The sequence below is a fragment of the Clavibacter quasicaliforniensis genome, assembly GCF_051201715.1.
Lineage (GTDB): Bacteria > Actinomycetota > Actinomycetes > Actinomycetales > Microbacteriaceae > Clavibacter > Clavibacter seminis.
In genome coordinates, this window is record NZ_CP139624.1 from 1,442,018 (window position 1) to 1,456,149 (window position 14,132).

Consider the following 14,132-nt stretch of genomic DNA (forward strand, 5'->3'; position numbering starts at 1 on the left):
CGGATCACTCCGCGGTGGCCCGCGCGATCAGGTCCGTCTGCTCGGTCGCGTGCCGCTTGCTCGAGCCGGCGGCGGGGGAGGCCGCGGCCGGACGCGAGACGACGCGCACCTGGCGGTCGGGCAGGACCCGCCCGAGCTCGACGTGCACGAACGGCCAGGCTCCCTGGTTCTCGGGCTCGTCCTGCACCCAGACGACCTCGGCGTCCGGATAGGACTCGACGACGCGGCGCACCTGCTCCTCGGGGAACGGGTAGAACTGCTCGAGCCGCACCAGTGCGATCGAGGTGTCCTGGCGCTTCTCCAGCTCGCCGAGCAGGTCGTAGTGCACCTTGCCCGAGTGGAGGAGCACGCGGCGGACGGCGCCGCGGTCCTGGATGCGGACGTCGTCGATCACGGGCTCGAAGCGGCCCGAGGTGAAGGCCTCGACGTCGCTCGTCGCGCCGCGCAGCCGCAGCATGGCCTTCGGGGTGAAGACCACGAGCGGGCGGCGGGGCCGCGAGTACGCCTGACGGCGCAGCAGGTGGAAGTACGACGCGGGCGTCGAGGGACGCGCGACGGTCATGTTCTGCTCGGCGCACAGCTGCAGGAAGCGCTCGATGCGCGCGGACGAGTGGTCGGGTCCCTGGCCCTCGTAGCCGTGCGGCAGCAGCAGCACGACGCTCGAGCGCTGGCCCCACTTCTGCTCGGCGGAGGAGATGAACTCGTCGATGATGGTCTGCGCGCCGTTGGCGAAGTCGCCGAACTGCGCCTCCCACAGCACCAGCGCGTCAGGCCGCTCGACCGAGTAGCCGTACTCGAAGCCCATCGCCGCGTACTCGCTGAGCAGCGTGTCGTAGATCCAGAACCGCGCCTGGCGGTCGCTGAGGTTCGCGAGCGGCAGCCACTCCTGGCCGTTGTCGCGGTCGTGCAGCACGGCGTGGCGCTGGACGAACGTGCCGCGGCGCGAGTCCTGGCCGGCGAGGCGGACGGGCGTGTTCTCCAGCAGCAGGGATCCGATGGCGAGGAGCTCGCCGAAGGCCCAGTCGATGGATCCGCTGCGGCTCATCTCGAGACGCTTGCGCATCAGCGCCTGCAGCTTCGGGTGGACGGAGAAGCCCTGCGGCGGGTTGTCGTGGGCGTCGCCGATCGTCTGGATCACTGACTCGGACACGCCCGTCGTCTCAGGCTCCCCGTGGCCGTCGTCCTGCTGCGAGTCAGGGCGCTCCAGGTCCGCGACGGCGCCGGCGTCCTGGGTCTGGATCGGGATGGACGAGGTCTGCGCCGCGTGCGTCTCCGCGAAGGCGCGCTCCAGGCGGTCCTGGAAGTCCTTCTGCGCCGCGTCGTACTCCTCCTGCGTGATGTCGCCCCGGCCGACGAGCGCCTCGGTGTACAGCTTCCGCACCGAGCGCTTGGCCTCGATGAGGTTGTACATGAGCGGCTGCGTCATCGAGGGGTCGTCACCCTCGTTGTGGCCGCGACGGCGGTAGCAGACGAGGTCGATGACGACGTCCTTCTTGAACTCCTGGCGGAATTCGAAGGCGAGGTGCGCGACGCGCGCGACGGCCTCGGGGTCGTCGCCGTTCACGTGGAAGATCGGCGCCTGGATGCTCTTGGCCACGTCGGTCGAGTACACCGACGAGCGGGACTCCGACGGCGGCGTGGTGAAGCCGACCTGGTTGTTGATGACGATGTGCACCGTGCCGCCCGTGCGGTACGCACGCAGCTGCGAGAGCTGGAGGGTCTCGAAGACCACGCCCTGGCCGGCCATCGACGCGTCGCCGTGCACGAGGATCGGCAGGACGGAGAACGAGCCGATGGGCTTGCGGTCCTGCTTCGCGCGGACGATGCCCTCGAGCACGCCGTTGACGGCCTCGAGGTGCGACGGGTTCGCCGCGAGGTAAACCGGCATCTCCTCGCCGTGGACACCCCGGAAGGTGCCCTCGGTGCCGAGGTGGTACTTCACGTCACCGGAACCCTGGACGGTTCGCGGGTCCTGCGTGCCCTCGAACTCGCGGAAGATCTGGCCGTAGCTCTTGCCCGCGATGTTGGTGAGGACGTTGAGGCGTCCGCGGTGGGCCATGCCGATCGCGACCTCGTCGAGCCCGTGGTCGGCGGCGCCCTGGAGGAGCGTGTCGAGGAGCGAGATCGTGGACTCGCCGCCCTCGAGGCTGAAGCGCTTCTGCCCGACGTACTTCGTCTGGAGGAACGTCTCGAACGCCTCCGACTCGTTGAGCTTGGAGAGGATGCGCATCTGCTCGTCGTGCGTGGGCTTCGCGTAGGGCTGCTCGACCTTGCCCTGGATCCAGCTGCGCTCCTCGGGCTCCTGGATGTGCATGTACTCGATGCCGATGGTGCGGCAGTACGAGTCACGGAGGATCCCGAGGACGTCGCGCAGGAGCGCCTGGCGGCGGCCGCCGAAGCCGTCGGTGACGAACTCGCGGTCGAGGTCCCAGAAGGTGAGCCCGTGGTTCGTGATCTCGAGGTCCGGGTGCGTGCGCTGCTGGTACTCGAGCGGGTCGATGTCCGCCATGAGGTGCCCGCGGACACGGTAGGCGTTGATGAGCTCCTGCACGCGGCTGGTCTTCGAGACGCGCTCGGAGAGGTCGACGTTGATGTCGGTGGCCCACTGGATCGGGTCGTACGGGATGCGGAGTGCCGCGAAGATGTCCTCGTAGAAGCCGTGCTGGCCGATGAGGCGCTCGTGCACGATCTTGAGGAACTCACCGGAGCCCGCGCCCTGGATCACGCGGTGGTCGTACGTGCTCGTAAGGGTGATGGTCTTGCCGATGCCCAGCTCGACGAGCGTCTTGGGGGAGGAGCCCTGGAACTCGGCCGGGTACTCGAGGGCGCCCGCGCCGATGATGGCGCCCTGGCCCTTCATCAGGCGCGGGACGGAGTGGACCGTGCCGATTCCGCCCGGGTTGGTGAGCGAGATGGTGGTGCCGGCGAAGTCGCCCGCTGCCAGCTTGTTGCCGCGGGCCTTCTTGACCAGGTCCTCGTACGCGGAGAGGAACTCGCCGAACGTCATGGCCTCGGCGCCCTTGATGCTCGGGACGAGGAGCGCCCGCGTGCCGTCGGGCTTCGGCATGTCGATCGCGATGCCGAGGTTGATGTGCGCGGGGGAGACGACGCTGGGCTTCCCGTCGACCTCGTCGTAGTGCACGTTCTGGCTCGGGAACTCCTTGAGCGCCTGGATGAGCGCCCAGCCGATGAGGTGCGTGAAGGAGACCTTGCCACCACGGGCGCGCTTGAGGTGGTTGTTGATGACGATGCGGTTGTCGATCATCAGCTTCGCCGGGATGGTGCGGACGCTCGTCGCGGTCGGGATGGTGAGCGACGCGTCCATGTTGGTCGCCAGGCTCTTCGCCATGCCGCGGAGCGGGCTGACCTCGTCCTCGCCGGGCGGGGTGGGCTCCTGGCCCTTCTTAACGGGGGCCTTCGCGGGCGCCTGGGCCGGGATCGGCTGCTGCTTGGGGGCGATGCTCGTGGTGCGCGCGGCGGGCTGGGACCCGGTCGCGGGCTGCTGCGCCTGCGCGTCGGGCCGGCCGGCGGACGCGGGGGCCGGCGTCGGCGCCGGGCTGCCCGTGTTGGTCGACGCGGGGGCGGATGTGCTCTCCGCGTCCGGGATCTGCGCCTCGGCGGTCTGGTCGCCGGTGGCCGGCGTCGCCTCGCGGCCCTCGATCACGGTGGTGTGGTAGTTCTCCAGGATCGGCCACCAGCTCCGGTCGACGGAGTCCTTGTCGACCACGAACCTCTCGTACATCTCGTCGACGAGCCATTCGTTGGCTCCGAAGTCGCCCGTGGAACCGTCATCGGTCCCCGTACCAGTCACCTGGCTCGACACAGTTGATCGCCCGCTCTCTTGCTGTTGGTCGTCTGCCTCGCGCGGCCCGTTCGCGTGCCGCGCGTCCACGATCACCCAGCCTAAACCTTCCCTCGGTCGGGCCGTCGGGAGCGGCGCGTCGGAAGCCGCGCACGGTCGACGGCCTGGTGCGGGCCTGGACGGCGGGGCTACCGTCGGGGGATGAGGTTCACCGGAGAGGCTCCCGCCCACGACCTGACCTACTCGGACGTGTTCCTGAGCCCGGGCCGGTCCGACGTCGCGAGCCGGATGGACGTCGACCTCGCCCCGGGCGACGGGACGCCGTGCACCATCCCGGTCGTCGCGAGCAACATGGGCTCGGTCACCGGACCGCGCCTGGCCGCGGTGCTCGCGCGACGCGGGGGCATCGGGATCCTGCCGCAGGACCTCCGCCCGCAGGAGCTGGACGCCGCGATCCACCGGGTGAAGGACCAGCCGGTCGCCTACGACTCGCCGCTCGAGCTGCCGCCGGACGCGACCGCAGGCCAGGCGCGCGAGCTGCTGCCGCCCATCGCCGGGCACGGCATCGTGCTGCGCGACGCGGACGGGGAGATGATCGGCTGCCTCGAGGGGACGCAGCTCGCCGGGGTCCCCGACGGCACGCGGCTCGGCGACCTGCCGCACGGCGCGCTCGCCTCCCTCGACGCCGACGACGTGCCCACGGGACGCGCGGCGTTCGACCTGATGCACGCCGCCGGGATCGACTTCGCGCCCGTGCTCGCGCACGGTCGCCTGGTCGGCACGCTCAGCCGCCGCAGCGCCCTGCGGTCCACCGTCTACGCGCCCGCGCTCGACGCGGACGGACGCCTCGCGGTGGGCGCCGCGGTCGGCGTCAACGGCGATCCGGTCGGCCGCGCCCGCGCGCTGCTGGCCGCGGGGGTCGACGTGCTCGTCCTCGACACGGCGCACGGGCACCAGGAGGCGATGCTCCGCGCGATCCGCGACGTGCGCGCCCTCGACCCGCGCGTCCCGATCGTCGCGGGCAACGTCGTCACCGCCGAGGGCGCGCGCGACCTCGTCGAGGCGGGCGCCGACATCGTCAAGGTCGGCGTCGGCCCGGGCGCCATGTGCACGACGCGCATGATGACCGCGGTCGGCCGGCCCCAGTTCTCCGCCGTGCTCGACACGGCCGAGGCCGCCCGCGCCGCCGGCGCCCTCGTCTGGGCGGACGGGGGAGTGCGGTACCCGCGGGACGTCGCGCTCGCCCTCGCCGCGGGCGCCGCCAGCGTCATGATCGGATCCTGGTTCGCGGGCACCGTCGAGTCGCCCGGCCGCCTGCTCGTCGACGAGGACGGCGGGCTCGCCAAGGAGAGCTGGGGGATGGCGTCCACGCGCGCCGTGCAGGAGCGGTTCGGCAGGCGCGAGGCGTTCGAGCTGGCGCGGCGCACGCTGTTCGCCGAGGGGATCTCGACCAGCCGGATCCGCATCGACCCGCTCCGGCCGGGCCTCGAGGACCTGCTCGACACGATCACGTCCGGCGTCCGCAGCTCGTTCACGTACGCCGGGGCGCGCACTCGGGCCGAGTTCGCCGAGCGGGCCGCCGTCGGGATCCAGTCGGCCGCGGGCTACGAGGAGGGCAAGCCCCTGCCGGTCGGCTGGTGAGCCCCGGTATGCTCGACGGACGATGGACGACCCTCCCCCTGCTCATAGACCCCCGCTGCGCGCGCCCCTCCCACTGAAGCCGGCCGCGCGCCCGGCGCCCGGGAGCCATCCCCTTGCATGAATGGCTCCTCCTCGCCGTCGGTCTCCTCCTGACCCTCGGCACCGGCCTGTTCGTCGCCAGCGAGTTCGCGCTCGTCAACCTCGACCGCTCCGACCTCGAGAAGCGCCAGGAGCGCGGCGAGAAGCGGCTCGGCCCGCCCATCAGGGCCCTCCGCATCACCTCGACCCACCTCTCCAGCGCCCAGCTCGGCATCACCCTGACGACGCTGCTCACCGGATACACGATGGAGCCGGCGCTCAGCCTCCTGCTCGCCGGCCCGCTCACCTCGGCGGGCCTCGCCGAGGGCCTCGTCTCCCCGGTGTCCACCGTCGTGGCCCTCGTCGTCGCGACGCTGCTGTCGATGATCATCGGCGAGCTCGTGCCGAAGAACTTCGCGCTGGCCCTGCCTCGCGAGACGGCCAAGCTCGTGATCCCCTTCCAGACCCTGTTCACCACCGTGTTCAAGCCCGCCGTGCTGCTGCTCAACAACAGCGCGAACGGGATCCTGCGGCTCGTCGGGATCGAGCCCAAGGAGGAGCTGTCGGGCGCCAGGAGCGCCGAGGAGCTGTCCTCGCTCGTCCGCCGCTCCGCGCTCGCCGGCCTCCTCGAGGACGACACGGCGATGCTCCTCAGCCGCACGCTGCGCTTCGCCGACCTCACGGCGTCCGACGTCATGACGCCGCGCCTCCGCGTCAAGTCGGTCGAGCGCACCGACAGCGCGCAGACCGTCATCGAGCTGGCGATGACCACCGGCTACTCCCGCTTCCCGGTCACGGACGACGGCGTCGACGACGTCATCGGCCTCGTGCACGTGAAGCAGGCCGTGGCCGTGCCGCGCGAGAAGCGCGCGCTCGTGCGCGTCACCGCCCTGCAGTCCGAGGCGATCCGCGTGCCCGAGACCATGAAGCTCGACGACCTGCTCGGCGAGCTGCGCGGCCGCGGGTTCCAGATGGCCGTCGTCGTGGATGAGTACGGCGGCACCGCAGGGGTCGCGACCCTCGAGGACCTGGTCGAGGAGCTGGTCGGCGAGCTCGCCGACGAGCACGACCGCACGCGCGCCGGCGTCGTCCGCTCGCGCGACTCGCTGACCTTCCCCGGCATGCTCCGGCCCGACGAGCTCCTCGAGCGCACGGGCCTGCGCATCCCCGACGACGGCCCGTACGAGACCGCGGCCGGCTTCGTGATGAGCGAGCTCGGCCGCCTGCCCGTGGTCGGGGACGAGCTCGAGCTCGAGACCGGCACGCTGCGGGTCGAGCGGCTCGACGGCCGGCGGATCGACCGGATCCGGTTCACGCCCGTCCCCGAGCCCGTCGCCACCGCGGTGGGCACCACGCGGGCCGAGCGCCAGGCGGACCGCCAGGCGGAGCGGGAGGCCGGTCGCGAGGCCGGACGACAGGCGGACGCGGAACGCGCCGCCATGAGGAAGGAGCCGTCCCGTGGGTGAGTACGCCGGGGGGATCATCGCGCTCGTCGTGCTGCTCGCCGTCAACGCCTTCTTCGTCGGCGCCGAGTTCGCGGTCATCTCCGCGAAGCGGTCGCAGATCGAGCCGCGGGCGGAGGAGGGCAGCCGGGCCGCGCGCATCACGCTCTTCGCCATGGAGCACGCGACCCTCATGCTCGCCACGACGCAGCTCGGCATCACCGTGTGCTCGCTGCTGATCCTCAACGTGTCCGAGCCGGCGATCCACCACCTGCTGGAGATTCCGCTGGGCGCCACCGGGCTGCCGGAGGAGGCGATCTCCACGATCGCGTTCGTCATCGCGCTGCTCATCGTCTCGTTCCTGCACGTGGTGCTGGGCGAGATGGTGCCGAAGAACATCTCGTTCTCCGTGCCGGACCGGGCCGCCCTGCTGCTGGCGCCGCCGCTCGTCGGCATCGCCCGCGTCGTGAAGCCGCTCATCGTGGCCCTCAACGCGATCTCCAACGCGGTGCTCCGCCTGGCCAAGGTCGAGCCGAAGGACGAGGCCGCGAGCGCGTTCACGCTCGACGAGGTGCAGGGCATCGTCGACCAGTCGACGCGCGAAGGCCTCCTGGAGGACCGCACGGGCGCGCTCACCGCGGCGTTCGAGTTCACGGGCAAGAAGGTGCAGGACATCGCGATCCCGCTGGACGCGCTGGTCAGCCTGCCGGAGACCGCGAGCCCCTCCGAGGTCGAGCGCGCCGTCGCCCGGCACGGCTTCTCGCGGTACGTGATCGTCGACGAGGCGGGGGAGCCGACCGGCTACCTGCACCTCAAGGACGTGATCGACCTCGACGAGGCCGACGAGTTCGTGCGCCCGGTGCCGGCCAAGCGGATCCGCCAGCTGGTGTCGGTCTTCGAGGGCACCGAGCTCGAGGACGCCCTCGCGATGATGCGCCGCTCCGGCGCCCACCTCGCGCGCGCCTTCACGGAGTCAGGCGAGACGACGGGCGTGCTGTTCCTGGAGGACATCATCGAGGAGCTCGTCGGCGAGGTGCAGGACGCCACCCGACGGGTCTGACCCGCCGGCGCACGACGACGGCCCGGCACCCCCACGGGATGCCGGGCCGTCGTCATGCGGAGCGGAGGGTCAGGCGGCCCAGCGCGCGCGGTCGTACTGCTTGGGCCAGTAGTCGATCTCGACGCCCAGCTCGTGCGCGGCCCGCAGCGCGAAGTGCGGGTCGCGGAGCATCTCGCGACCGAGCATCACGGCGTCCGCGCGGCCCTCGGCGACGACGGCCTCGGCCTGCGCCGGCTCGGTGATGAGGCCCACGGCGTTGAGCGCGACCTTCGCGTGCTCCTTCACGTACTCGGCGAAGGGCACCTGGTAGCCGGGCGCGACGGGGATCGTGACCCCGGTCGTGTTGCCGCCCGTGGAGATGTCGAAGAAGTCCGCGCCGTGCTCGGCGGCCCAGCCGGCGACCGTCGCGGTCTGCGCCTCGTCCCAGCCGGCGTCGCCCGCCCAGTCGGTCGCGGAGAAGCGCACCAGCAGCGGCACGTCGGGGACCTCGGCGCGCACCGCGTCGATCACCTGGAGGAGCAGGCGCGCGCGGTTCTCCAGGCTGCCGCCGAACTCGTCGTCGCGGTGGTTGCTCAGCGGCGAGAGGAACTGGTGCATGAGGTAGCCGTGCGCGGCGTGGATCTCGAGCACGTCGAAGCCGGCGTCGACCGAGCGGCGGGCGGCCGCGGCGAAGTCGTCGACGACCTTGCGCAGGCCGGCCGCGTCGAGCGCGACGGGCGTGCCGTAGCCGGGGAACGGCTCGGCGGACGGGGCGACCGTCTCCCAGCCGCCCTCCTCGGCGGGCATGGTGCCGCGGCCGGAGAACGAGTAGGTGGACGCCTTGCGGCCCGCGTGCGCGAGCTGGATCGCCGCGACCGCGCCCATCTCGTGGATGAAGTCGACGATCGGCTTCCAGGCGTCGCGCTGCGCGTCGTCCCAGATGCCCGTGTCCTCGGGCGTGATGCGCGCCTCGGGGCTGACCCCGGTGGCCTCCGCCATCACGAGTCCCGCACCGCCGCGCGCGAACGAGCCGAGGTGCGCGAGGTGCCAGGCGCCCGGGATGCCGTCGCGGGCGTCGATGCTGTACTGGCACATCGGCGCGACCCAGATGCGGTTGCGGGCGGTCACGCCGCGGACGGTGATCGGCTCGAAGAGCGGGGACGTGGTCATGGGGATCCTTCCAGGCGGGCGGCGGCGCGGATCCTCGGGGGAGGCGCGGCGCGCGGGGACGGGCGGAGGGCGTCGGCGGCCTCATGGTCCCAATGCCCGGCGCGGTCGCCGCATTCCCGCGCGCCTATCGTGAGCACATGAGCGACGCGCACGACGACCACGCACCCGAGGGCTGGATCCGGCAGGACGCCGGACGCACGAGCCGGGCGATCCGCCTCCCGCGCGACGACGACGACAAGTACACGCGCGGCGTCCTCGGCATCCGCACGGGGTCCGACCGCTACCCGGGCGCCGCGGTCCTCGGCGTCGAGGCGGCCGCGCGCACGGGCGTCGGCATGATCCGCTACCTCGGCCCGGCAGGAGCGTCCGCCTCCGTGCTCGCCCGCCGCCCCGAGGTCGTGACCGCTGACGGGCGCGTGCAGGCGTGGCTGGTCGGATCCGGCATGGACCAGGCCCACCGCGACGAGGCCGCGACCGACGCCATCGTCGCCGCGCTCGGGCAGGGCCTCCCGGCGGTCGTGGACGCGGGCGCGCTCGACCTCGTCGCCCGCGCGACGGGACCCGTGGTGGTCACGCCGCACTTCCGCGAGCTGTCCCGGCTGCTCGACGGCGCCGGCATCCGGGCGTCCGCGGAGGACATCGAGGCGGACGCCTCCGGCTGGGCCGAGCGCGCGGCGCGGGAGCTCGGCGTCTGCGTGCTGCTCAAGGGCGCGACCACGTTCGTGGTCGGCGGGTCCGCGCGCATCGCGATCCGCGCGGGGACGCCCTGGCTCGCGACGGCGGGCTCGGGCGACGTCCTGGGCGGGGTGCTCGGCGCCCTCACGGCGGGCGCGTCCGCGCGGATCGCCGACGCGGAGGATCCTCTCGCGGAGCTCGCCGCCGTCGCCGCGGCCGCCGCGTGGCTGCACGGGCGTGCGGGCGACCTCGCGTCCGGCGGTGGACCGATCACGGCCCTCGACGTCGCCGAGGCGATGCCGAGGGCCGTGCGGGAGACGCTGGCGGGATCCGGCGACTAGGCCTTCGCCACGTCGAGCGAGAACTCGACGGAGCCGTGGTCCTCGACGGTCACGAAGCCGAGGCTCGGGGCCTGGACGCCGAAGTCCTGGAACGTGATCGGGATGGAGCCCACGATCTGCCCGCCGTCGGACGTGAAGCTCGCCTGCATCTGCGCGGTCACGCTCTTGGTCACGCCGTGCAGCGTGAGGTCGCCCGTCACGTCGTACGTGGCGGGGACGCCCGCCTCGACGCCGTCGGCCGCGATCGGCTGCGTCAGCGTGAAGGTCGCGGTCGGGAAGTCGCCCGTCTTCATCGCCTCGTTCTGGAAGTACGCGTCGCGCGGGGGCTGGTCGGTGTGGATCTGCGTCACGTCGACCGTCATTCGGCGTCTGCGTGCTGCTCAAGGGCGCGACCACGTTCGTGGTCGGCGGGTCCGCGCGCATCGCGATCCGCGCGGGGACGCCCTGGCTCGCGACGGCGGGCTCGGGCGACGTCCTGGGCGGGGTGCTCGGCGCCCTCACGGCGGGCGCGTCCGCGCGGATCGCCGACGCGGAGGATCCTCTCGCGGAGCTCGCCGCCGTCGCCGCGGCCGCCGCGTGGCTGCACGGGCGTGCGGGCGACCTCGCGTCCGGCGGTGGACCGATCACGGCCCTCGACGTCGCCGAGGCGATGCCGAGGGCCGTGCGGGAGACGCTGGCGGGATCCGGCGACTAGGCCTTCGCCACGTCGAGCGAGAACTCGACGGAGCCGTGGTCCTCGACGGTCACGAAGCCGAGGCTCGGGGCCTGGACGCCGAAGTCCTGGAACGTGATCGGGATGGAGCCCACGATCTGCCCGCCGTCGGACGTGAAGCTCGCCTGCATCTGCGCGGTCACGCTCTTGGTCACGCCGTGCAGCGTGAGGTCGCCCGTCACGTCGTACGTGGCGGGGACGCCCGCCTCGACGCCGTCGGCCGCGATCGGCTGCGTCAGCGTGAAGGTCGCGGTCGGGAAGTCGCCCGTCTTCATCGCCTCGTTCTGGAAGTACGCGTCGCGCGGGGGCTGGTCGGTGTGGATCTGCGTCACGTCGACCGTCATGGTGCCCTTCGTGACCTGGGATCCGGCGACCGTGATGTCGCCCGTGACGGCGTCCGTCCGGCCGTTCACCGTGACGGGCGTGCCGTTCAGCACCTCGTCGACGCGGTAGCCGGCGTAGGAGGACCCACCCACCTTCCAGTCGCCGGAGAGGTCGCCGACCGCGCCGCCCGGCGCGGGCGTCGACGCGAGGGTGGGGGCGGCGTCCGGCGTGCCCGCCAGCTGCTTGTAGATGGGGCCGCCGAACGCCGCGAAGCCTCCGACGAGGACGACCACGCCGCCCGCCACCCCGATGATGATCTTGGTCTTCCTGTCCATGGCGCTGCTCCTCCGTGCGATGCGGGCGGGCATTGCGCCCCACCCTTTCTGTGAACTTTCAAGTACCTGGCGAGTCTCGCGGGGCGGCCGAGCGTGCGTCGGCCGCCGTCCACAGGTCGCGTCGTCGTCGGTAGCCTGGTGCGCACAGCCGGACGCCGGCCGGGCGACCGCCCGGAGCACCGCCGCCGTCGAACCCCGGGGGTCCCCATGCTCGTCGCCTTCTCCGTCGCACCCAGCGGGGGCGACGCGCCCGACGCCTCCGTGCACGACGCCGTCGCCGCCGCGGTCGCCGTCGTCCGCGCGTCCGGCCTGCCGAACCGCACGGACGCCATGTTCACCACGATCGAGGGCGACTGGGACGAGGTCTTCGACGTCGTGCGGCGCGCCACCGAGGCCGTCGCGCCCTTCGGCACGCGCGTGTCGCTCGTGCTGAAGGCCGACATCCGCCCCGGCTACGCGGGCGAGCTGACGGGCAAGCTCGAGCGCCTCGAGCAGGCGCTCGAGGCCCGCGGCGCCGACGCCTGACGCCGGGGCCCGCGCCGAGGATGGGGCCGGGACCGGATCCCGACCGCCGGTAGGCTCGTCGGGTGATTCCCCCCTCCTCCGGGCGGGCGACCCTGTCGCCGGCCCGCGTCCGCGTCGCCCTGCTCGCCCTCGCGATGGGCGGGTTCGCCATCGGCACCACCGAGTTCGTCGCCATGGGGCTCCTGCCGCAGCTCGCGGCCGACCTGCTCCCCGAGGTGGCCGCGCGCTCGACGGAGGCCGCGAACGCCCAGGCCGGCACGCTGATCAGCGCCTACGCCCTCGGCGTGGTGGTGGGCGCGCCGACCATCGCGGCCGCATCGGCTCGCGCGCCCCGACGGAAGCTGCTGCTCTGGCTGCTGCTGGCCTTCACGCTCGGCACGGTCCTCAGCGCGATCCTCCCGAGCTTCGGCCTCGTGGTCCTCGCCCGCTTCGTCGCGGGCCTGCCGCACGGCGCCTACTTCGGCATCGCGTCGCTCGTCGCCGCGCAGCTGATGGGGGAGGGCAAGCGCGCCAGGGGCGTCGCCTTCGTGCTCGCGGGGCTCACCATCGCCAACGTCATCGGCGTGCCCATCGTCACGTGGATCGGGCAGAACGCGGGCTGGCGCGTCGCGTACCTGGTCGTCGCCGCGATCTTCGCCGCCACCTTCGTCGCGGTCTTCCTCGCGGTGCCCGCGCAGGCGGGGAACCCGGAGGCGACGCTCCGGCGCGAGCTCCGCGCGTTCACGCGGCTGCAGGTCTGGCTGGCGCTCCTCATCGGCGCGATCGGCTTCGGCGGGTTCTTCGCCGTCTACACGTTCGTGTCGCCGATGGTCACCGAGGTGACCGGGCTGCCCGAGTGGTCGGTGCCGCTGGCGCTCGTGGTGGTGGGCCTCGGCATGACGGCCGGCAACCTCGCGGGCGGCTGGTGGGCGGACCGCGACGTGAAGGCCGCGCTCCTCTCCCTCTTCGGGTTGCTCATCGTCTCGCTCGTGGGGCTGGTGCTCACCGCGTCGAACCCGGTGGGGCTGTTCGGGTTCCTGTTCCTCATCGGCGGGTCGGCTGCGGCGCTGTCGCCCGGGATCCAGATCCGGCTGATGGACGTGGCGCACGATTCGCAGTCCATCGCGGCGGCGCTCAACCACTCGGCGCTGAACACGGGCAACGCGGTCGGCGCGGCGCTCGGCGGGGTGACCGTCGCGGCGGGGCTCGGCTACACGTCGCCCGCGATCGTCGGTGTGGGGCTGAGCATCGCCGGGCTGCTCATCGCGCTCGCGAGCTTCGGGCTCGACCGGCGCCGTCGCGGATCCCGCCGGCCGGCGGACGGCCAGCGGCCCACGACCCAGCCGATCGGCATCGGCGGCTGAGCGGGGCGCGCGCCCGGCGCCGGCCGGAGCGCCGCCGGGTCACTCGCCCTGGAGCAGGATCCCGTCCTGGATGGCGCGCTTCCGCAGCGCCACCTTGGTGCCCACGTCGAATCCCGCGACGCGGTACTTCTCGCGGATCCGCTTAAGGTACGACTTCGCGGTCTCCTCGGAGATGCCGAGGCTGTAGGCGACCGACTTCACGGGCTCGCCGCCGCCGTAGAGCGCCATGACCCGGCGCTCCTGCGCGCTGAGCTTCGGCACGCCGCCGACGTCGGTGCTGTTGATCGCGAGGTCGAGCTCCGCGGAGATGTACGACTGCCCGTCGGCCGCGAGGCGGATCGCGTCGACGATCATGCTGGCGTCCTCGCTCTTCACGAGGTAGCCGAGGGCGCCGGAGGCCAGGGCCTCGCGCACGACGTTGGGCTCCGAGTACGTGCTCATGAGCACGGTCTTGACGCCCGTGGTCTTGAGCGTCGCGATCTTCAGCGAGATCGGCAGGTTGTCCTTGAGGTCGAGGTCGAGGAGGACGACATCGACGGGGAACCGCGGATGCGTCAGGAGGTCGGGCCAGGTGGACACGGCGGCGACCATCTCGATGTCGGACGCGGCGTTGCGGATCCACTCGGTCAGGGCCCCGAGCAGCATCCTGTGGTCGTCCACGATGGCGAGGGTGATCGGTCGGTTCTCAGCTGACACGTGCTCTCC

At 72.6% G+C, this 14,132-nt stretch carries 11 protein-coding genes and 1 pseudogene; 7 read left to right on the forward strand and 5 right to left on the reverse strand.

Annotation, left to right across the window (positions count from 1 at the left end; all coding sequences use genetic code 11):
• Window positions 1-4 precede the first annotated feature (4 nt).
• The gene (locus NL142_RS06995) at window positions 5-3,823 is read right to left on the reverse strand and encodes a multifunctional oxoglutarate decarboxylase/oxoglutarate dehydrogenase thiamine pyrophosphate-binding subunit/dihydrolipoyllysine-residue succinyltransferase subunit (protein ID WP_435081469.1); all 3,819 of its coding nucleotides are present in this window, start codon (window positions 3,821-3,823) and stop codon (window positions 5-7) included.
• A 180-nt stretch (window positions 3,824-4,003) separates the two neighbouring features.
• On the opposite strand from NL142_RS06995, the gene NL142_RS07000 reads away from it, so the two are divergent.
• The 3 genes from NL142_RS07000 to NL142_RS07010 all read left to right on the forward strand — a co-directional run bounded on the left by NL142_RS07000 (window position 4,004) and on the right by NL142_RS07010 (window position 8,023).
• Entirely contained in the window at window positions 4,004-5,443 is a 1,440-nt protein-coding gene (locus NL142_RS07000) for a GMP reductase (protein WP_194682794.1), read from the forward strand.
• 113 nt (window positions 5,444-5,556) lie between these two features.
• Window positions 5,557-6,987, forward strand: coding sequence for a hemolysin family protein (locus NL142_RS07005; protein WP_435081470.1), 1,431 nt, complete (start codon window positions 5,557-5,559; stop codon window positions 6,985-6,987).
• Window positions 6,980-8,023 (forward strand): hemolysin family protein, encoded by a 1,044-nt coding sequence (locus NL142_RS07010; RefSeq protein WP_194682792.1) that lies wholly within the window; start codon window positions 6,980-6,982, stop codon window positions 8,021-8,023. The genes NL142_RS07005 and NL142_RS07010 overlap by 8 nt, the downstream gene beginning before the upstream one ends.
• A 69-nt stretch (window positions 8,024-8,092) precedes the next feature.
• On the opposite strand, the gene NL142_RS07015 is transcribed toward NL142_RS07010, so the two are convergent.
• On the reverse strand, window positions 8,093-9,172 hold the full coding sequence (locus tag NL142_RS07015) for an NADH:flavin oxidoreductase/NADH oxidase (RefSeq protein ID WP_435081471.1): 1,080 nt from the start codon (window positions 9,170-9,172) through the stop codon (window positions 8,093-8,095).
• A gap of 137 nt (window positions 9,173-9,309) precedes the next feature.
• Here NL142_RS07015 and NL142_RS07020 point away from each other — a divergent pair, with 137 nt between their 5' ends.
• Window positions 9,310-10,188 (forward strand): ADP-dependent NAD(P)H-hydrate dehydratase, encoded by an 879-nt coding sequence (locus NL142_RS07020; RefSeq protein WP_435081472.1) that lies wholly within the window; start codon window positions 9,310-9,312, stop codon window positions 10,186-10,188.
• Here NL142_RS07020 and NL142_RS07025 read toward each other — a convergent pair.
• Window positions 10,185-10,538, reverse strand: a complete 354-nt coding sequence (locus tag NL142_RS07025; RefSeq protein ID WP_435081473.1) for a YceI family protein — start codon at window positions 10,536-10,538, stop codon at window positions 10,185-10,187. The genes NL142_RS07020 and NL142_RS07025 overlap by 4 nt on opposite strands.
• Before the next feature lie 14 nt (window positions 10,539-10,552).
• Between NL142_RS07025 and NL142_RS07030 the strand changes: the two are divergent.
• A pseudogene (locus tag NL142_RS07030) lies at window positions 10,553-10,882 on the forward strand (NAD(P)H-hydrate dehydratase); the annotation flags it as partial.
• Here the strand turns inward: NL142_RS07030 and NL142_RS07035 are convergent.
• Window positions 10,879-11,559, reverse strand: coding sequence for a YceI family protein (locus NL142_RS07035; protein WP_435081474.1), 681 nt, complete (start codon window positions 11,557-11,559; stop codon window positions 10,879-10,881). The pseudogene NL142_RS07030 and the gene NL142_RS07035 sit on opposite strands and share 4 nt — an antisense overlap.
• Before the next feature lie 207 nt (window positions 11,560-11,766).
• Between NL142_RS07035 and NL142_RS07040 the strand changes: the two genes are divergently transcribed.
• Together NL142_RS07040 and NL142_RS07045 are read left to right on the forward strand one after the other, a co-directional pair.
• Entirely contained in the window at window positions 11,767-12,084 is a 318-nt protein-coding gene (locus NL142_RS07040) for a thiamine-binding protein (protein ID WP_435081475.1), read from the forward strand.
• Between the two features lie 62 nt (window positions 12,085-12,146).
• The gene (locus tag NL142_RS07045) at window positions 12,147-13,427 is read left to right on the forward strand and encodes an MFS transporter (protein WP_435081476.1); all 1,281 of its coding nucleotides are present in this window, start codon (window positions 12,147-12,149) and stop codon (window positions 13,425-13,427) included.
• 39 nt (window positions 13,428-13,466) lie between these two features.
• Here NL142_RS07045 and NL142_RS07050 read toward each other — a convergent pair whose 3' ends face one another.
• A complete protein-coding gene (locus NL142_RS07050; RefSeq protein ID WP_012038017.1) occupies window positions 13,467-14,123 on the reverse strand; it encodes a response regulator transcription factor in 657 nt (218 codons plus the stop codon).
• Window positions 14,124-14,132 lie beyond the last annotated feature (9 nt).

What these genes read in the sequence shown, in the direction of transcription:
- NL142_RS07000 (WP_194682794.1), top strand. Translation starts at nt 4,004, where the DNA reads ATGAGGTTCACCGGAGAGGCTCCCGCCCACGACCTGACCTACTCGGAC.
- NL142_RS07040 (WP_435081475.1), top strand. Translation starts at nt 11,767, where the DNA reads ATGCTCGTCGCCTTCTCCGTCGCACCCAGCGGGGGCGACGCGCCCGAC.
- NL142_RS07035 (WP_435081474.1), bottom strand. Translation starts at nt 11,559, where the DNA reads ATGGACAGGAAGACCAAGATCATCATCGGGGTGGCGGGCGGCGTGGTC.
- NL142_RS07020 (WP_435081472.1), top strand. Translation starts at nt 9,310, where the DNA reads ATGAGCGACGCGCACGACGACCACGCACCCGAGGGCTGGATCCGGCAG.
- NL142_RS07015 (WP_435081471.1), bottom strand. Translation starts at nt 9,172, where the DNA reads ATGACCACGTCCCCGCTCTTCGAGCCGATCACCGTCCGCGGCGTGACC.